This window comes from Methylosinus sp. C49, assembly GCF_009936375.1.
Lineage (GTDB): Bacteria > Pseudomonadota > Alphaproteobacteria > Rhizobiales > Beijerinckiaceae > Methylosinus.
Genome location: NZ_AP022332.1, coordinates 1,608,005 through 1,625,759, shown reverse-complemented (window position 1 = coordinate 1,625,759; position 17,755 = coordinate 1,608,005). Strand labels below are relative to the sequence as shown.

General features: G+C 66.8%; 20 protein-coding genes. 8 read left to right on the top strand and 12 right to left on the bottom strand.

The window, feature by feature from the left end; translation table 11 throughout:
- The 4 genes from GYH34_RS07770 to GYH34_RS07755 are packed head-to-tail and all read left to right on the top strand — an operon-like array spanning nt 1 to nt 2,397.
- The gene (locus GYH34_RS07770; RefSeq protein WP_161913083.1) at nt 1-1,059 is read left to right on the top strand and encodes a chemotaxis response regulator protein-glutamate methylesterase; all 1,059 of its coding nucleotides are present in this window, start codon (nt 1-3) and stop codon (nt 1,057-1,059) included.
- Between the two features lie 17 nt (nt 1,060-1,076).
- Nucleotides 1,077-1,466, top strand: a complete 390-nt coding sequence (locus tag GYH34_RS07765) for a response regulator (protein ID WP_018264542.1) — start codon at nt 1,077-1,079, stop codon at nt 1,464-1,466.
- A gap of 17 nt (nt 1,467-1,483) precedes the next feature.
- Nucleotides 1,484-2,008, top strand: coding sequence for a chemotaxis protein CheD (locus tag GYH34_RS07760; RefSeq protein ID WP_244635311.1), 525 nt, complete (start codon nt 1,484-1,486; stop codon nt 2,006-2,008).
- Nucleotides 2,008-2,397 (top strand): hypothetical protein, encoded by a 390-nt coding sequence (locus tag GYH34_RS07755; protein ID WP_161913081.1) that lies wholly within the window; start codon nt 2,008-2,010, stop codon nt 2,395-2,397. The genes GYH34_RS07760 and GYH34_RS07755 overlap by 1 nt, the downstream gene beginning before the upstream one ends.
- Before the next feature lie 15 nt (nt 2,398-2,412).
- Here the strand turns inward: GYH34_RS07755 and GYH34_RS07750 are convergent, their stop codons facing one another.
- The 9 genes from GYH34_RS07750 to GYH34_RS07710 form a co-directional block, all read right to left on the bottom strand.
- Nucleotides 2,413-2,790: a hypothetical protein gene (locus GYH34_RS07750; RefSeq protein WP_161913080.1), complete on the bottom strand. Its 378-nt coding sequence runs from the start codon at nt 2,788-2,790 to the stop codon at nt 2,413-2,415.
- 121 nt (nt 2,791-2,911) lie between these two features.
- Nucleotides 2,912-3,286 (bottom strand): hypothetical protein, encoded by a 375-nt coding sequence (locus GYH34_RS07745; RefSeq protein ID WP_244635310.1) that lies wholly within the window; start codon nt 3,284-3,286, stop codon nt 2,912-2,914.
- A 12-nt stretch (nt 3,287-3,298) separates the two neighbouring features.
- On the bottom strand, nt 3,299-4,717 hold the full coding sequence (locus GYH34_RS07740; RefSeq protein WP_161913078.1) for a methyl-accepting chemotaxis protein: 1,419 nt from the start codon (nt 4,715-4,717) through the stop codon (nt 3,299-3,301).
- A gap of 212 nt (nt 4,718-4,929) precedes the next feature.
- Complete coding sequence (locus GYH34_RS07735; protein WP_161913077.1) at nt 4,930-5,547, bottom strand: DsbE family thiol:disulfide interchange protein; 618 nt, start codon at nt 5,545-5,547, stop codon at nt 4,930-4,932.
- Nucleotides 5,544-5,705: a heme exporter protein CcmD gene (gene ccmD, locus GYH34_RS07730; protein ID WP_161913076.1), complete on the bottom strand. Its 162-nt coding sequence runs from the start codon at nt 5,703-5,705 to the stop codon at nt 5,544-5,546. Before ccmD ends, GYH34_RS07735 begins: the two co-directional genes overlap by 4 nt.
- Nucleotides 5,702-6,475 (bottom strand): heme ABC transporter permease, encoded by a 774-nt coding sequence (locus tag GYH34_RS07725; RefSeq protein WP_161913075.1) that lies wholly within the window; start codon nt 6,473-6,475, stop codon nt 5,702-5,704. The genes ccmD and GYH34_RS07725 overlap by 4 nt, the downstream gene beginning before the upstream one ends.
- Before the next feature lie 64 nt (nt 6,476-6,539).
- Nucleotides 6,540-7,892: a S41 family peptidase gene (locus tag GYH34_RS07720; RefSeq protein WP_161913074.1), complete on the bottom strand. Its 1,353-nt coding sequence runs from the start codon at nt 7,890-7,892 to the stop codon at nt 6,540-6,542.
- Nucleotides 7,889-9,316: a peptidoglycan DD-metalloendopeptidase family protein gene (locus tag GYH34_RS07715; RefSeq protein ID WP_244635309.1), complete on the bottom strand. Its 1,428-nt coding sequence runs from the start codon at nt 9,314-9,316 to the stop codon at nt 7,889-7,891. The genes GYH34_RS07720 and GYH34_RS07715 overlap by 4 nt, the downstream gene beginning before the upstream one ends.
- 232 nt (nt 9,317-9,548) lie before the next feature.
- Nucleotides 9,549-10,970 carry a hypothetical protein gene (locus GYH34_RS07710; protein WP_161913073.1) on the bottom strand — a complete coding sequence of 474 codons (1,422 nt, stop codon included), beginning with the start codon at nt 10,968-10,970 and terminating at the stop codon, nt 9,549-9,551.
- On the opposite strand from GYH34_RS07710, the gene GYH34_RS07705 reads away from it, so the two are divergent.
- Entirely contained in the window at nt 10,969-11,766 is a 798-nt protein-coding gene (locus tag GYH34_RS07705; RefSeq protein WP_161913072.1) for a hypothetical protein, read from the top strand. The genes GYH34_RS07710 and GYH34_RS07705 overlap by 2 nt on opposite strands.
- 25 nt (nt 11,767-11,791) lie before the next feature.
- On the top strand, nt 11,792-12,154 hold the full coding sequence (locus GYH34_RS07700) for an MmcQ/YjbR family DNA-binding protein (protein ID WP_161913071.1): 363 nt from the start codon (nt 11,792-11,794) through the stop codon (nt 12,152-12,154).
- A 45-nt stretch (nt 12,155-12,199) separates the two neighbouring features.
- On the opposite strand, the gene dnaN is transcribed toward GYH34_RS07700, so the two are convergent.
- Entirely contained in the window at nt 12,200-13,318 is a 1,119-nt protein-coding gene (gene dnaN / locus GYH34_RS07695) for a DNA polymerase III subunit beta (RefSeq protein ID WP_161913070.1), read from the bottom strand.
- Nucleotides 13,319-13,541: 223 nt separating this feature from the next.
- On the opposite strand from dnaN, the gene GYH34_RS07690 reads away from it, so the two are divergent.
- Both GYH34_RS07690 and GYH34_RS07685 read left to right on the top strand, forming a co-directional pair.
- A complete protein-coding gene (locus GYH34_RS07690) occupies nt 13,542-15,794 on the top strand; it encodes a penicillin-binding protein 1A (protein WP_161913069.1) in 2,253 nt (750 codons plus the stop codon).
- A 126-nt stretch (nt 15,795-15,920) separates the two neighbouring features.
- Nucleotides 15,921-16,397: a hypothetical protein gene (locus tag GYH34_RS07685; protein WP_161913068.1), complete on the top strand. Its 477-nt coding sequence runs from the start codon at nt 15,921-15,923 to the stop codon at nt 16,395-16,397.
- Between the two features lie 102 nt (nt 16,398-16,499).
- On the opposite strand, the gene GYH34_RS07680 is transcribed toward GYH34_RS07685, so the two are convergent.
- Nucleotides 16,500-17,204 carry a glutamine amidotransferase gene (locus GYH34_RS07680; protein ID WP_161913067.1) on the bottom strand — a complete coding sequence of 235 codons (705 nt, stop codon included), beginning with the start codon at nt 17,202-17,204 and terminating at the stop codon, nt 16,500-16,502.
- A gap of 90 nt (nt 17,205-17,294) precedes the next feature.
- Nucleotides 17,295-17,735, bottom strand: a complete 441-nt coding sequence (locus tag GYH34_RS07675) for a Rieske (2Fe-2S) protein (protein ID WP_161913066.1) — start codon at nt 17,733-17,735, stop codon at nt 17,295-17,297.
- Nucleotides 17,736-17,755: the final 20 nt, after the last annotated feature.

Below are 17,755 nucleotides of genomic sequence, written 5' to 3'. Positions count from 1 at the left end.
ATGTCTGTTCGTGTGCTGATCGTCGACGATTCCGCAACCATGCGCGGCCTCATCGCAGCGACGCTCTGTCGCGATCCTGCGATCTCCGTCGTCGGCGAGGCCGCCGATCCGCTCGAGGCGCGCCAGGCTATCAAGACGCTCGATCCCGATGTGGTGACGCTCGACGTCGAGATGCCCAATATGAACGGCCTCGAATTTCTCGAGAAGATCATGCGGCTGCGCCCGACGCGCGTCATCATGGTCTCGACCGTGACGGAGCGCGGCGCCTCGACGACGATCAAAGCGCTCGAGATCGGCGCCTTCGATTGCGTCGCCAAGCCGTCGTCCAAGGATCCGCGCTCTTTCGACGAGCTGCCGGCGAAGATCAAGGCGATCGCCGCCTCGCCCATCGGCCGCCACGAGCCGCTGCGCAGCGGGCCGATCCGCGTCGAGCCCGCCGTCGCGGCGCGACGCGAGGCGCAGACCGCGACGTCGCGCTATGCGCCGGACGGACGCCTCGTCGCCATCGGCTCCTCCACCGGAGGCGTCGAGGCGCTGCTCACCATTCTCTCGCATTTTCCAGAAAATTGTCCGCCGACCATCGTTACCCAGCACATGCCGCCGGTGTTCACGGCGAGCTTCGCCGCGCGCCTCGACCGCATGTGCAAGCCGCAGGTCGCCGAGGCCATGGATGGCGCGCCGATCCTGCCCGGCCGCGTCTATCTCGCGCCCGGCGGCGCGGCGCATCTCGAGGTGGTGAAGAGCGTCGGCGGCTATCGGTGCCGCCTCAGCAACATGGAAGCGGTGAACGGGCATCGTCCGTCGGTGGATGTCCTGTTCAATTCGGTCGCGCAGAGCGCGGGTCGCAACGCGCTCGGCGTGATCCTCACCGGCATGGGCCGCGATGGCGCGCAAGGCCTGCTGGCCATGCGCCAGCTCGGCGCGGAGACGATCGGCCAGGACGAGGCGAGCTCGCTCGTCTATGGCATGCCGAAAGCCGCCTTCGAGATCGGCGGCGTCGGCAAGCAGCTCACGCTGCAGCGCATCGCCGCCCATATCCTCACTTCGACGAACCAGTAACAGTACGGGGGAATTCCATGTCCATCGCCGATCAGTTGAGAGTCTTGATCGTGGACGACACGAGCACGAGCCGCATGCTCATTCGCGACGGTCTCGAGGAGCTCGGCGTTCGCAACATCTTTTTCGCCGGCGACGGCGAGCAGGCCCTGCAATTCATGATGGCCACTCCCGCGCATCTCGTGATTTCCGACTTCAACATGCCCAAGCTCGACGGGCTCGGCCTGCTGAAGGCGATCCGCAATTACAATCCGACCAAGAAAGTCCCCTTCATCATGCTCACGGGGCGCGCGGACAAGGCGCTGCTCGAGAATGCGGTGAAGCTCGGCGTCAACAACTTCCTCACCAAGCCCTTCACCGTTCCGGCTCTCAAAAAAGCGCTCGAAGCGATCATCGGCAAAATCGCGTGACGCAAATGAACGCAGGCATGAAACGAGTCCACATCATCCAAGGCGAGTATAGGGTGGTCGACGATCCCGGGATCGTCCTCGCGACGGTGCTCGGCTCCTGTGTCGCCGCCTGCCTCCGGGACGCCGGCGCCGGCGTCGGAGGGATGAACCATTTCCTCCTGCCCGGCGACTTCACCTCGTCGCGCAATGGCGAGGCCGAGCGTTATGGCGTGCATCTCATGGAGCTGCTCGTCAACGGCCTCTTGAAGAAGGGCGCGCGCCGCGACCATCTCGAAGGGAAGCTCTTCGGCGGCGCGCGCATGATGGAAGGCCTATCCGACATCGGCGCGCGCAACGCCGAATTCGCGAAGCGCTTTCTGAGGAACGAAGGCATCCGCCTCGTCGCCGAGCATCTCGGCGGCGACAGAGGGAGGCGCGTCGAATACGAGCCCGTGTCTGGACGCGCCCGGCAGAGCCTTCTCTCCGGTCCGACGCCCGCCGCCGCTCCGGCGCCGGTCGTCCTGCCGAAGCTGCCGGCCGCGGGCTCACTGGAGCTGTTCTGATGACAGAGCCGAAGACGACCTCGCCCTGCGGCGCGCATGAGCGACCCCAACCGCTGGTCGAGGTCCTCTCGCGGCTGGCCGCAGAGCTGCGCAACGCGGCCAAGGAGACGGACCGCCTCCATTGCCTGGTCGACGGCGTCGAATGGAGCAATGTCGAGGAGAAGCACGAGCTCATCCATTCGGCGCAGGCGATCGACTCGATCGAGCAGACGCTCTCGGGTCTATCGGATTTCGTCTGCGCCCTGGCGGAGCTCGCGCCGGGCGATTGGCAGGTCAACGGCGCGACCGCGGCGCGCAGCGTCAAGCTCGCGGAGCTGGCGGCGCGCCTCGGCGATCACGACGACGACGGACGGACGGATCACCCCGCCGGCGAGCTGGAATTCTTCTGAGCGCCGATCACGCGCTCAGTCGTCGTCGGCGAGCAGATCGCGCAGCTTGCGGCTCTTCGCCCATTGCGCGGCGTCCTCGGCGGCGTTCTTGAACGCGCCGACGTCGGTGGGCTCGTGCGCGCGGTCCGAGGCCGTCTCCATCAGCCCTGCAGCGACGGACAGCAGCACGGTCGTCGCTGCGCGCAGAAAGGTCGCCGCGTCTCCCTTGGCGTCGTCCACCTCGGCCAGCAGGCGATTGGCGACTCCGCGCAGCTCGTAATCGAGCGTCTCCAAATCCCGACGCAGCTGCGGCGAGAGGTCGCGGCAGTCGGCGATGGAAATAGGGCCGAGCCCGCCCTGCGAGGGCGCCTCTGCGTCGCCGCCCGGCGAGGACGGCGGATCGACACGCGTCACGGCGACCTCCAAACGCTGACTTGCGACAGCCGCTCAATTCGAGCCCTATAGCAAGGCCCCGCCAGAATCAATCCGCACCGCAACCGGTAGTTGCAGCAGCGTCGCCGACTCGCCTTTTCGATCATTGAAAGTCCCGCCCGCAGCGCTGCGCGTCCATCTGCGCATTGACGGCGTGCAACTCGCCTTTGAGCCGCGCGATCTGCGGCTCGCGATCGTCGTCGAAGGGCGTGCCCATCGGCGTCGGGACGCCGAGCGTGCGCGTGCGATCGTCCGCGGCGAGTTGGTCCTGCGCCGAGCCGGCGAAAATCAGCGCCTGCGAGATGCGGGCGCGTCGCGCCACGAGATGCGCGCAATCGGCGCCGACGAAGAGCGCGGGATCGACCGGCGCGGGCTCTATCTCCAGCGTCGTCTTGGCGCAGGCCGAAAGGCCGAGCGCGGCCGCCAGCGCCACAGCGGCGCGGCGCGAAAGGATGCGGGTGAATGGATTTGCTCTCATTGTCATGCGCGTTCAAAAATCCGTCCAGGCTCTGCTGCGACGGTCGCTCGCGCCGAGGCGCCGGTCGGGCGCTCCGACACGGCGCGGCTCATAGATATTTTCGCCGCCCGAGGCGACCAGCCGCGGCCCGGCCGCGCGCGCGGCGTCGAGATCGCGGGCGATGCGGAAGCGCGAGATCATCTCGATCAGCCGCCGCGTCTTCTCGCGCAGCCCGTGGCTGACGGCGGTGGTCTGCTCCGCCATGGCCGCATTCTGCTGCGTGATCATATCCATCTGGCGGACCGAGCCATTCACCTCGTTCAGCGCGGCGGCCTGCTGACGCGCGCGATCGGCGATCTCCGCCACCACGCCGTTGACGCGGGCGATCTCCTCGACAATATGCGACAAGGCTTCGCCCGTGTCGCCGACGAGCGAGACGCCGCGGCCGATCTGCGCGTTGGAGACCGAGATCAATGTATCGATCTCCTTGGCGGCCTTGGCGCTGCGCCGCGCGAGATCGCGAATCTCCGCCGCCACCACGGCGAAACCGCGTCCCGCCTCGCCGGCGCGGGCGGCTTCCACCCCCGCATTCAGCGCCAGAAGATTGGTCTGCGTCGCGATCGAGTCGATGACGCCGATGATCTGCGCGATCTTCTTCGACGATTGCTCGATATCGCCCATGGCGCCGATGGCCTGCCGCACGATGCCGCCGCTCGCCTGCGCCTCCGAGCTCATATCGGAGACGATCTGCCGCGCATTGCCGGCGTCCTCCGCCGTCCGAGTGACCGTCTCGGTGATCTGCGCGAGAGCGGCCGCGGTCTCCTCGAGATTGGAGGCCTGGCTCTCCGTGCGCCGTGACAGATCGTCGGCAGCGGCGACAGTCTCCTGCATGCCGGCGCCCAACAGCCGCGTGCTGTCCGCCATCTCGCCGATCGCTTCCGACAATTGGCCGACCGCAGTGTTGAAATCCGTCTGCAGCCGGCGATAGGAGCCGGGAAACTCGTCGGTCAGCCGATAAGAAAGATCCTTCTCGGCGATCTTGGCCAGCCCGTCGCCGAGCAGCTGGACGATGCGCGCCTGTGTGGCGTTGGCCTCGGCGATGAGATTCTCATTGGCGCGATGCGCGAGGATCACCTGGCGAAGATTGACGAAAGCCTCGGCGAGGCGCCGAACGCTCTCGGAACAATCCTCGATCTCGAGCCGATGGGAGGTGTCTCCATCGGCGAGCCGTCGGACCGCCTCGGTGACGGCGACGAGCGGCCGGACGATGCGCGTGCGCACGGCCACCGCGCCGAGAATGCAGAGAAGCGAGATGAGGATGGGCCCGACGAAGAGCGCGGCCAATCTCGGATCGCGCGCCGCCCCCGGCCCCCCGGCAAAGATGAGCCAGCTCGCAATGGCCTGCGCGAATGCGATGGCGGCGATGACGGACAGCAGCGCGGCCGACCGCATTCGCAAACCCCTCGGAATAAAAGCGCGCAAGCCGATCACCCTTTTAATTTGCGCTCATCCGCAAGCAATAATTCGCAACGCGCCGCGAGCGCGCGCAGACGTGGTCGATCGACCGCCCGCGCCGTGCGACGCGGCCCGAGCGATGGAGAATCCTGAACCGCCGCCAAAAGCTAAAATGGCTCAGCCGACGTTAAGTTAAGGTTAATAGAAGCCTACTTCGGTGCCTCGGCGAGCGCCGCGGCGCGCGTATTGGCGAGCGCTTTCTCGATCTCGGGAAGCAAGGTCTCTTCCAGAGCCTGCCGGGTCAAAGGCCCGACGAACTTATAGGCGACGGCGCCGTCGCCACGGATGATGAAAGTCTCCGGCACGCCGTAGACGCCGAAGTCGATCGCGACGCGTCCGGGAAGATCGACGCCGACCGCCGCGAAAGGATTGCCGACCTCGGCGAGGAAGCGCAGCGAATTGGCCGGCTCGTCCTTATAGGCGAGGCCGACGAGCGCGACGCCCTTTTGCGCGAGCGCTGGATCCTTGGCGAGGGCGAGCAATTGCGCATGCTCCGCCCGGCAGGGCGAGCACCAGGAGGCGAAGACATTGACGACGCTGACGCGGCCCTTGCGCAGATCGTCGCCGGACAGGCCGCCGACGCCCGCGAGCCCCGGCAGAGCGGGAAGCGTGAATTGCGGCGCCTGCTTGCCGATGAGCGCCGAAGGCAGGCGCGAGGCGTCGCCAGAGAACAGCCGCACGAGAAAGAGACCGGCGAGCGCCGCGAAGACGGCGAGCGGCAGGAACAGCGCGAGACGGCTGCGCGGCGCGGACTCCTCGGCGCTCACAGCGGCTCCCCTCTCGCGACGGAACCATTCTTCTCGAGCCGCGCGAGCTCGGCGGCGAGGCGTCTATGCTCCAGCAGAATGCGAAAGGCCATGATGAGGATGGTGGCGGCGGTCACGCCATAGGCCAGCACAATATAGCCCCAATGCTCTTCGGTCATTGCGCCGGCTCCAGCAATTGTCCAGAAGCGCCGCCCTCTTCGCCGGCGGCGGCGACCTGCAGCGCCAGCCGCGCGACGCGGCGGCGCAAAATCTCGTTGCGGATCGCCATCAGATGCAGCGCGAGGAACAGCGCCGTCGCGCCGAGCGCCATGATGAGCAGCGGCCACAGCATGGAGGCGGCGATGGTGGGTCCGCCGGCGCGCAGCACAGAGGCCGGCTGATGCAGCGTGTTCCACCAGTCGACCGAGAATTTGATGATCGGAATATCGACGAAGCCGACGAGAGTCATGATCGCCGCTATGCGCGCCCCGCGCGGGGAGTCTTCCATCGTCTGGCGCAGCGCGATGAGGCCGAGATAGAGCAGGAAGAGGATCAGCATGGAGGTGAGACGCGCGTCCCACACCCAATAGGTCCCCCACATGGGCTTGCCCCAGAGCGAGCCGGTCACGAGGCAGATGAAGGTGAAGGCGGCGCCCAGCGTCGCGGCGGTCTTCTGCGCGGCGTCGGCCAGCGGATGGCGCCAGACCAGCACGCCGAGCGAGGCGGAGGTCATGACCACATAGGCGAACATGGCGAGCCAGGCGGCCGGCACATGGATATACATGATCTTGACCGTCTCGCCCTGCTGATAATCGGCCGGCGAGACGAAGAAGACGAGATAGAGGCCGAGTCCCAGGAGCAGCGCGCTCGCGGCGCCCAGCCAGGGCAGGATGCGCTGCGTCAGCCGCAGGAAAACGGCGGGATTGGCTAAGGACGAAAACGCGATCATGACGGCCTGCGGAACGAGACGCGACGGGCGGAGAGGGACGCGCCCGCTCCGCCCGATCGATCGATCAGTTGGACACCTTGGACTTGGGCTGCTCGGCCGGCTTCGCCTGCTCGGCCGCGCTCTGCGGCTTGAACTTGCCGTGCAGAATCTCGACCGCCGCGATCAGCTGCTTGTCCTTCTTCGCGTCCGGCGGCACATAGGCCTGCGAGCCGCTCTTCTCGTCCTCGCCGTTCTTCAGATGGCCCTTGAGCGAGGCCTCGCCCTTGGTGTCGTCCTTGCCCTTCAGCTCGTCCGGCACGTCCTGCAGCAGCGTGATGTCGGGATCGATGCCCTTGGCCTGGATCGAGCGGCCGGACGGCGTGTAGTAGCGCGCCGTGGTCAGGCGCAGCGCGCCATTGCTGCCGCCGAGCGGGATGATGGTCTGCACCGAGCCCTTGCCGAAGGAGCGCGTGCCGAGAATGGTCGCGCGCTTATGGTCCTGCAGCGCGCCGGCGACGATCTCCGACGCCGAGGCCGAGCCGCCGTTGATGAGCACGACCACCGGCTTGCCGCGCGAGATGTCGCCGGCCGCTCGCGCATTGTAGCGCTGCGTCTCATCGGCCGTGCGGCCGCGCGTCGAGACGATCTCGCCATGGTCGATGAAGCTGTTGACCACCTGGATCGACTGGTCGAGCAATCCGCCCGGATTGTTGCGCAGATCGACGATATAGCCCTTGAGCTTGTCGCCCGGCATGTCCTGCTGGAACTTGTGGATCGCGGTGCGCAGCCCGTCCGACGTCTCCTCGTTGAACTGGGAGATGCGGATATAGCCGATATCCTCGTCCTCCTTATGCGAGCGCACCGATTTGATATGGATCTCGGCGCGCGTGAGCTTGACCTCGATCTTCTCCTTGTCCTTGCCGCGCAGGATGGTGAGCTTCACCGGCGTGTTGATCTGGCCGCGCATCTTGTCGACGGCCTGATTGAGGGAGAGGCCCTGCACATTGTCGTCGTCGATGGCGAAGATGAGATCGCCGGACATGACGCCGGCCTTGGACGCGGGCGTGTCGTCGATCGGCGTCACGACCTTCACCAGGCCGTCCTCCTGCGTCACCTCTATGCCGAGGCCGCCGAACTTGCCCTCGGTCTGCGTCCGCATGTCCTTGAAGCCCTTGGCGTCGAGGTAGCTCGAATGCGGATCGAGCGAGGTGAGCATTCCATTGATCGCCGATTCGACGAGCTTCTGCTCGTCCGGCCGCTCGACATAATCGGCGCGCACCTTGTCGAAGACGTCGCCGAAGAGGCTCAGATTTTTGTACGTATCGGCGGCGGCGGCGAAGGCCGGGGAGCCGATCAATACGCGCGCATGCTGTCCGAGCGTGGCGCATCCCGCCCCGATGACGATTCCCGTTATGATCAATGAGGCCTTGCGCATCATCCGCCAACCTTCTGAAGTTCCGGCTTCGCCCACCATGGGCCCGGATCGATGGACGTTCCGTCCTTGCGAAACTCTACATAGAGAATGGGCTGTTTCGCGCCGATAGCAATGGCCGCCGCAGTCCTGACGGCGCCGCCGCCCATGTTCGCCACCGGCTCGCCGGCCAGGACGAATTGTCCGACGGCGACGGATATCTGGTCCATTCCGGCCAAGGTCACATAATAGCCGCCGCCGGCGTTGATGATCAAGAGTTGACCATAGGATCGATAGCGTCCTGCGAAAACCACCCAGCCGTCGCTGGGCGCGGTCACGACCGCGTTTTCGCGCGCCGCTATGGAGACGCCCTTCTCGGTCGCGCCCTGACCATCCGAGGCGCCGAAGCGCTTGACGACGTTCCCCGCCGAAGGCAGCGCCAATCGACCTTTCAGATCGGCGAAGGCGACGGCTGGAGCGAGACGGGCGGGGTCCTTGAACGGCGCCGCCAGCGCCTTGGCGCGGCTGTCCAGCGACATTGCGGCGTCGGCCGCGGCGCGCTCGGCGTCGGCCCGCCGCGCCGCTTCCGCCGCGCGCTTGGCCGCCTCCACCTCGCTCTCCATGCGGGCGACCAGCTCTTTGAGGCTCGTCGCCTTGGAAGCCAGATTGCGCGCCCGCTCGGCCTCGAAATCCAGCGCGCTCTGCGCCAGCATCAGCGCCTTCTGCCGCGTCTCCACCAGAGCGGAGAGACGGACGCGCTCCTCCTTCAAATGCTCGAGCTCGGCGATGAGGCTCGTCCTCTCCGCCTCTATGCGCCCGCGCAGCGCGATGAGATCGGAGAGGTCGGTCTTGAGCGTCTCCACCTCGGCGCGCATCTGCGGCAGCACGGAGCCGAGCAGCATGGCGGCGCGAATGCTCTCCAGAATATCCTCGGGCTTGGCCAGCAGCGCCGGCGGCGGCTTGCGCCCCATGCGCTGCAGCACGAGCAGCACCTCGCCGATCAGCGCGCGGCGGCTGGCGAGCGATTTGACCAGCGCCCGCTCGCTCCGCACCGAGGCCTCGAGCTTGGCGCTCACCTCCTCGACGCGCTTCTCCAGCACGCCGACACGCTGCGCCGCATCGACCAGCGCGGCGTTGAATTTGGCGCGGTCGGCGCGCAGCGTCTCTATTTCCGTCTCGATCTTGCGGCGGCTCTCGGCGGAGACGGTGATCGTCTCCTCGAGGCTGCGCAGTTCCGAGCGCTTTCCAGAAATATCGGGAGAATCCGCATTGTCGGCCGCGTCCCGCGTCTCGACGATCGGCGTCGGCTTCAGCATCGTCGTCGCTATGGCGCCGCGCAGATGCTCCGCCCGCGCGGGATTGGCGACGATCGTCAGCGCGAGACATAGGGCGGGAAGATAGACGGCGGGAAAGCAGGCGCCCGACTCCCAACGCTCCCCTCTCGATCGCATAATCCCGCCGCTCGCCCTATGCCTCATGAACGGCGTCCGCTCCGCCCGCAACTCTTTGCGCCCGCCGGAAGCCGACGTGCGAATCTCGCGGCAGTTTGGCTATTCAATAGCGTCCACATTGCGGCGAAGGCGGCGGCTAGAGCGCGATCCGATCTAATTGGATCGGATCGCGCTCTAGATTCTTTCGTTGGAAGCGAATTCTGATCGATCGATTCCGATCGATCGGAAAGCGCTAGCGGCGCGGCGAGAGCAGGAAATCGACGCCGCTCCCGCTTTCGCCCTCCGGCGCGCCCTTGGCGACCGGCTTGCCGCTCTCGCCGGCGACGGAGAGGCGCCCGCGCTCGACGCCCATGCGGCCGAGATAATCGACGACGCGGGCGGCGCGGTCGCGCGCCTTCTCCCGCGCGGCGCGGTCGCCGCCCTCGGCGCGCACGCGCACATCGACCTCGGTCTGCGGGCAGCGCTGCAGCAGGCCGACGGCCTTGTCCAGCGCCCCGGTCGCGCCGCGCCGCACGCCCGCGCCATGCTTGGCGAAGCGCACCGGCTCGCTGGCGAGAGCCGCGCTCACCGCCTTCTGGCAGTTCGCGAGGTTCAGCTCGCCGCTGGCCGGAACCGCGGCGCTCGGCTCCTCCCCCGCCGCCGGCTTCGGCAAATTGGACGGCTTGGGCTCTGACGGCTTAGCGACCTCCGATGGCTTGGCGACCTCCGATGGCTTGGCGACCTCCGATGGCTTGGCGACCTCCGATGGCTCGGCGAATTCGGACGGCTCGACCGGCGCCGAAGGCTTGCCCGTCTCCGCCTTTCTTCCGACTTCATATTTCTTCTCCGCCGCGCCGGCCGGCTCGGAAGGCGGCGCGCCCGAGGGCCGCGCCAGTTCCGGCGCGGAGGCGGATGGCGTCGAAGGCGCCGGCCTCACCCCTCCCCGCCCCTGCTCTTTCGGCTCGAGCGTTGGCTTGGGCGCCGAGGCGGAGCCGCCATTGGGCGATCGCGGCTGGCCATTCTGCGCCGGCCCAGCGACGCCGTTGGGCGCGGGCTCGGCCGCGGGCGACGGCTCGCCCTCTCGGGCCGCGCGCCGCGCAATGGCGGCGTTCTCGTAATTCTTGGCGGCGGCGCCCGTCAGCGCGTCCACATCGGCGATTCCCCGCACGCCGGGAATATGTGCGATCTCTTCCGCCGCGACGGCGCGATTTGGCGCATTGCGCGGCAGCAGGACATCGCGGCCGGCGACGTCGAGATAGGCGGGATCGCCGCCCATCTTCTCGATCGCGCTCGCCGCCTTGCGCCGCAGATCCTGCTCCATGGAACGTCCAGCCAGAATGCCGGCGCCGAGCCAGACGAGCGCCAGCGGAATGAGGCCGAGCGCCCAGCCCTCATTATCCCGCAGCGAATGCCGCCCGATGAGCGCGCCGACCACGGCGCCGAGGAGAAAGGCCGGAAACAGCAGCAGCGCCGTCTCCAGCCAGAAGCCGGAGCGTCCCGGCAGCAGCCCGAGCATTGCGACAGGAACGCCCGCGGCGAAAGCGAGGGCGAACCATACCAGCCAGCCGGCGACCGGCCCGCGCTCGGAGCGGCGCGCGACGGAGAGCGCCGTCGCTACGCCGACCGCGAAGGCCGAGACGCCCCAGGCCCAGAAATGCGTGAGGAGATATGTCATGGCGCTCGCTTGGGTTCGCCTGCGCGGCGAGATTGCGTCACGGCCCTACCTTTGGCAAGGCTCGGGCGTTCATCAGGAGACGCGCGTGACGCGGACATTTTCATTCTCCCTTCTGCTCGTCGCGACTCTGGCCGCCGGGCCTGCCGCGGCGCTCGGCGCGGGCGGCGCGGCGCAGGCGCAAATCCTTCCCGTCGAGCGGACGCCCTTCCATGTGCCGACCTTTCGCAATGAGGCGGTCGCCATGCTGAATGTGCTGCTGCCGCCGCATCGCGTCGCGCCCTATCACGAGCATTCGCGCGATTTCGCCTATGTGGTGGTGCGCGAAAGCCCGACCCTCGTCCAGAATTGGGGCGACCCCGCGCCGACGTCGATCCGTTGGTCCCGCGGCGCGGTGGGCTTCGGCGCTTTTTCCAAACAGAGCCTCACTCACAGAGCGGAAAATGTCGGGGATGCGCCGCTGAGCATCGTCGGCTTCGAGATTTTGCAGAAGGCACCACTCGGCCGCGCGCCCTCGAAGCGGCCCGCCGCCTTTGCGCAGATCATCGACAATGAGCGGCTGCGCGGCTGGCGTCTCGCGCTGAAGCCGGGCGAGTCGACGCCCGCCTTCACGCAGACCGCGCCCGGCGTGCGGATCGTGGTGGAAGGCGGCGAGCTGATCGAGACGGATGCGGACGGCGCCGGGCAGAACATGGCCTTGCAGCCGGGCGATTTCCAATGGCGCGACGCCGGCCCCGCCCGCGCGCTGCGCAACGCCGGAGCGACGACGATAGAGATGGTGGAATTCGAGGTGAAGTGACGAGGCCCCCAGAAAGGCGGCGCATATGACATATGACGATTACAACACGTTCTGCGGCGCATTGCCGGCGACCACCCATGTGGTGCAATGGGGCGGCTCGCATGTCTGGAAGGTCGGCGGGAAGGTTTTCGCGATCGGCGGCTGGGACGAAGGCCAGCCGCGCTTCACCTTCAAGGTCGGCGACGTCGCCTATGAGATGCTCAAGGAACAACCCGGCCTGCGTCCCGCGCCCTATCTCGCCTCCCGCGGCTTAAAGTGGATTCAGCATTTCGCGGAGCCGGGCCTCTCGGACGCCGAGCTGCGCGTCTACATCCGCGAATCCTATTCGATCGTCTCGCGAGGGCTCCCACGGAAGAAGCGCGCCGAGCTCGGACTGGACAACGCTTGAAATCTCGCAACCATCGCGAGCCGGCTCCTCTCCGCTCGCGCGGCCTCACACCCGCATCGGCATCAGCACATAGAGCGCGCTCGCGCCGTCGCGGTCCTGGATCAGCGTCGGCGAGCCTGGATCGGCGAGGCGGAACAGCGCCGTATCGCTGTCGAGCTGATCGGCGATATCGAGCAGATAGCGGGAGTTGAAGCCGATATCGATCGGCGGGCCGTCGTAATCGGCCTCGATCTCCTCCACCGCCGAGCCCTGGTCGGGATTGGTGACGGAAAGCACCAGCTTTCCTTCCGAGAGCGCCAGCTTCACCGCACGGCCGCGCTCGGAGGAAATGGTGGAGACGCGATCCACCGCCTCGCGGAACACGCCGCGCTCGACGGTCAGGCGCTTGTCGTTATTGGCCGGAATGACACGGCTATAATCGGGGAATGTGCCGTCGATGAGCTTGGTCGTCAGCACGGTCTCGCCGAAGGAGAAGCGCATCTTATTGGCGGAGAGCTCGATCGCCACCGCGCCATCTGCGTCCTCGACGAGGCGCAGAATCTCGGCGACCGCCTTGCGCGGCAGGATCACGCCCGGCATTCCCGCCGAGCCGGCCGGCGCCGGCAGCTCGACCCGCGCCAGACGATGGCCGTCCGTCGCCACGGCGCGCAGCAGCTGATGGCCGTCCACCTCGGTCGAATGCAGGAAGATGCCGTTGAGATAATAGCGCGTCTCCTCGCTGGAAATAGCGAACTGCGTCTTTAAAATCAGCTTCTTGAGGTCCGCCGGCGCGAGCGAGAAGCTATGCGTGAACTCGCCCGAGGTGACATCGGGGAAATCGCTCTCCGGCAGACTCTGCAGATTGAAGCGCGAGCGGCCCGAGCGCAGCGTCAGCTGGCCCTGCTCGCCGGTTCCCTCGATCGAGACCTGCGCGCCCTCCGGCAGCTTGCGGACGATGTCGTAAAGAGTATGGGCGGGCAGAGTGGTGGCGCTCGGCTGGCCGACGTCGGCGGGGACCTTCTCGGTGATCTCGAGATCGAGATCGGTCGCCTTCAGCAGCAGCGTTCCGGCAGAGGCGTCGATGAGCACATTGGCGAGGATCGGAATGGTCGTGCGCCGCTCCACCACTCTGTGAACATGTCCGAGGGCGCGCAATAGCGCCGCTCTCTCGATGGTGACTTTCATTGCGCTCGATCCATGCCGCGTTTTTCATAGCAAGGGCGGGATTTTCGCAAGCCGCGGCGAATAGCGCAAGGGCCGCGGCGCTCTGTGCATAAGTTCCTATTGCGGCGAAGCGCGGCGCCCCTCTTTGCTTAACCGGCCCTTAAATCGACAGCATTAAAGCTAGTGTCGGCGTCGGCCGCGCGCATCACGCCGCGGCCAGAGGAAAACCGAGGCGGCGGACCCCATGGCGCGCGAGAAACAACGCCGCGAACCGCGTTTCGACGGCGACGGGAACGGCGAGCTTCGCGCCGACCAGCGAGAGGATCGCATGGCGAAACCCAAACGCAAGGGCAAGAGCGCATCGGGCAAGAGCGCGCCGCCGCCCGAGGACGATCCGGGCGACGCTCCGCCGGCGCGCGCCGCCAAGCCGAAAAAGGCCAAGAGGGGCGGCGGCTTCGGCCTCGGCGGACTCGTCTATTGGGGCGCCGTGCTCTCCATCTGGGGCGCGATCGGCGTCGGCGGCCTCTTCATCTATCATGCGGCGCAGCTGCCGCCGATCGACACTCTGGCTGTGCCCAAGCGCCCGCCCAATATCGCCATTCTGGCGGCGAATGGCGAATTGCTGGCCAATCGCGGCGACACGGGCGGGGCCGCGGTGCGGCTCGCCGATCTGCCGCCCTATCTGCCCAAGGCTTTCGTCGCCATAGAGGATCGCCGCTTCTATTCCCATTGGGGCGTCGATCCCATCGGCATTGCCCGCGCGTTGACGCGCAATGTCACCGGCCGCGGCGGCATGCAGGGCGGCTCGACGCTCACCCAGCAGCTCGCCAAGAATTTGTTCCTCACCCAGGAGCGCACCATCACGCGCAAGATCCAGGAGGCGATCCTCGCCCTCTGGCTCGAGCACAAATATTCCAAGGACCAGATTCTCGAGCTCTATCTCAACCGTGTCTATTTCGGCTCCGGCGCCTATGGCGTGGAGGCGGCGGCGCAGCGCTATTTCGGCCATGGCGCGAGCCAGGTGACGCTGGCCGAGGCGGCCGTTCTCGCCGGATTGATGAAGGCGCCGAGCAAGCTGGCGCCGGATCGCAACCCCGAAGGGGCGACCGAGCGCGCGGCGCAAGTGGTGACGGCGATGGCGCAGGAAGGCCATATCACCGAGGCGATGGCCAAGCTCGCCCTCGGCCGCCCGGCCGTCGCGCATCGGGAGCGCGGCGCCGGCTCCATAAATTACGCCGCCGATTATGTGATGGACATGCTCGACGACACGATCGGCGCCATCGACCAGGACATTGTCGTGACGACGACGCTGGATCGTAAGCTCCAGGAGGTCGGCGAGAAGTCGATCGCCGAGGAGCTGGACAAGAAGGGCGACAAATTCGGCGTCAGCCAGGGCGCGCTTGTGGCGCTCGATCCCAATGGCGCCATTCGCGCGCTGGTCGGCGGCCGTAATTACGCCGAGAGCCAGTTCGACCGCGCTGTTTCCGCCAAACGGCAGCCGGGCTCGGCCTTCAAGCCTTTCGTCTATCTCGCCGGGCTCGAGCATGGCCTCACGCCGGACACGGTGCGGGAAGACGGGCCGATCAATGTGAAAGGCTGGCAGCCGGAGAATTACAGCCGCGAATATTTCGGCCCGGTCACGCTCACCAAGGCGCTGGCGCTGTCGCTCAACACAGTGGCGGTGCGCGTCGGTCTCGAGGTGGGGCCGAAAACAGTGGTGAAGACCGCGCATCGGCTCGGGGTCGCCTCCGAGCTGCAGCCCAACGCCTCCATATCGCTCGGCACGTCGGAGGTGACGCCGCTCGAGCTGGTCACGGCCTACGCCCCCTTCGCCAATGGCGGCGTCGGCGTGCAGCCGCACATCATCGTCAAGGTGCGCACCGCCGGCGGCAAGCAGCTCTATTTCCGCAAAGGCTCCAGCAATGGCCGCGTGATCGAGCCGCAATATGTGGCGATGATGAACACGATGATGGAGGAGACGCTCTCCACCGGCACGGCGCGCAAGGCGGAGCTGCCGGGCTGGCGCGCCGCCGGCAAGACCGGCACCAGCCAGGATTTCCGCGACGCCTGGTTCGTCGGCTACACGCCGCATCTGGTCGCTGGCGTCTGGCTCGGCAATGACGATAATTCTCCGACGAAGAAGGTCTCGGGCGGCAATCTGCCGGTCGAGGTCTGGAGCCGCTTCATGAAGGCCGCGCATCAGGGCGTGCCGGTCGCGGCGCTGCCCTCCGGCTCTTGGCGCTCGCCCGCCACGGCGGAGAGCGCCTCGCCGATCGCGCCGCTGCTCGATTTCTTCTCCTCCGATCCCGAGCCCGAGCCACCCAGGCCCTCGCGTCGCCGGCAGGCCCGCGACGAGGAAGACGATAGCGCGACCGGCTCGGTCCATGGGCTGGAGGCGCTGCTCCCGCCGGCCGATATTCCGAAAGAGGCCCCGGCGCGCCGTCGCGCGCCCGCCCGCGAGGAGAAGAACATTTTCGAGAAATTATTCGGCGGCTGACACTTATGATCTCCTGAAATTGTGAGACGCGCGGCACGACAATTGCGACGCTCGGGATGAGAACCTGTCCCGCATGTCGCTTTTGTCGCAAAAGCGGCGTGCATTTCGCAAAGTGGAGAAAGCGATATGAGACTGGCGGAGGCTTTCGCTTCGGCGACGCTCGACGATATCAAGGCGGCGCTCGATGGCGGTAAATTGGTTCTGTATTCGACGGGACGTCCGATCGGACCGGACCATAAGATCACCCGCAGCGAGGTGATGGCGACCTTCACCTTCCAGTCTCCCGCTTTCGGCCCGGACGCCGCCGATGGCGCCGCCGCCCCGCTGCTCGCCGAGACGACCGTCGTCGCCACGGGCATCGGCACGCCCGGCTGGGCGCGTCTCTCCAAGGCGGACGGCACGCCGGTCGTCGATCTCTCGGTCGGCCCGGGCAATACGGAAATCAAGCTGGCGAGCGTTTCCGCCACCAAGGATTTCCCGCTCACCATCACGGGGCTGAAGTTCCTGCCGGCCGAGTCCGTCGAGTGGAACAAGACCGAGTTCGGTCACGCCTTCCTGACGAACCACGAGAATCCGTTCCGCAAGGTTTCGGTTCGCGGCTGATTTTCGGCTGAAAGACAGCGACGCCGTCTCGGCCCGGCGGCGTCGTTTTCGCGCGGTCCACCGACGCATTCCCGGCGTCCGCGGACCGCGCCTTTTTGTCGGCTATTCGACGATATCGGCGAGCCAATGCGCGATGAAGCGCCGGCTGCGCTCGGAAAGGCCCGGGGCTTTGGCCGCCGCGGCGGCGCGCAGTCCGGCGATGGAGACGCCGGCGGCGGAAAGCTCGGCCGTATGGCCGATGAACCAGCGCTCTAGGCTGTCCCTCTCCGCCTCTGGATGAAACTGCAAAGCGAGGCCGCGTCGCCCCACGGCGAAGGCCTGATGCGAATAGAGCGCCGAAGAGGCGAGCAGAACCGCGCCATCCGGCAGGTCGAAAGTGTCGCCGTGCCAATGCAGCACTTCGGCCTCGGGCTCGACCAGAGCGGCGAGCGCTCTGTCGCGCCCGGCCGGCGTCAGGCTTATCGGCGCGAAGCCGATCTCCTTGCCGGCGCCGCCCGGATAGACGCAGGCGCCGAGCGCCGCCGCCATCAGCTGACTGCCGAGACAAATGCCGAGAGTCGGCGCGTCCCTCCCGAGCCGGGCGCGCAGCAGCGCGGCCTCATCCGCCAAAAACGGATATTCCTCTGTCTGATAGACGCCGATCGGCCCGCCGAGCACAATGACGAGATCAGCGTCGGCCGCCTCGGCGGGGATCGGCTGCATCCCCGCCTCGACATAGCGGATCGAATAGCCCGCCGCGGCGATCGGCTCGGCGAAGCTGCCGAGATCCTCGAATGCGACATGGCGAATGGCGAGCGCGATCTTCATCGTTTCCTCGCGGGACGAGTGCGGATCGGCGCAGTCTAGGCCGACGCCGATCGAGCAGAAAGGTCCAGAATGGAGACGATGACGGGACCGTTAGTCCGCGGTGATGACGACCTCGGGATAGACGTCGTTCTCCTCGCGATCGAGGCCGTCCTCCTCGGCGATGGTGACGCCGGCGATGCAGACCTCGCTATCGTCTATGACCACCTCGACCTTCTCGAGCTGCGCGCCGACGCAGGGGCCGTCGTTGCAGACGCCGGTCGGAATGTCGAATTGCGCGCCATGCTTGCCGCAGAGCAGGAAGCGTTGCGTCGGGTCCATGAAGGATTTCGGCTCGAAATCCAGCCGGCTGCCCTGGTGCGGGCAGCGGTTGACATAGCCATAATATTTGCCGACGTGCCGCACGATGACGACCGGGAAGGGCACAGTCTTGCCCTCGTCATTGACGCGGGCCAGCACATAGCCGACGGCCCGGCGTTTTGCGACATCATTCACATGGCAAACGGCGAAGATTTCGCGTGTCGGCTCTTCCATACCGTTCCTCCTCGGAATCG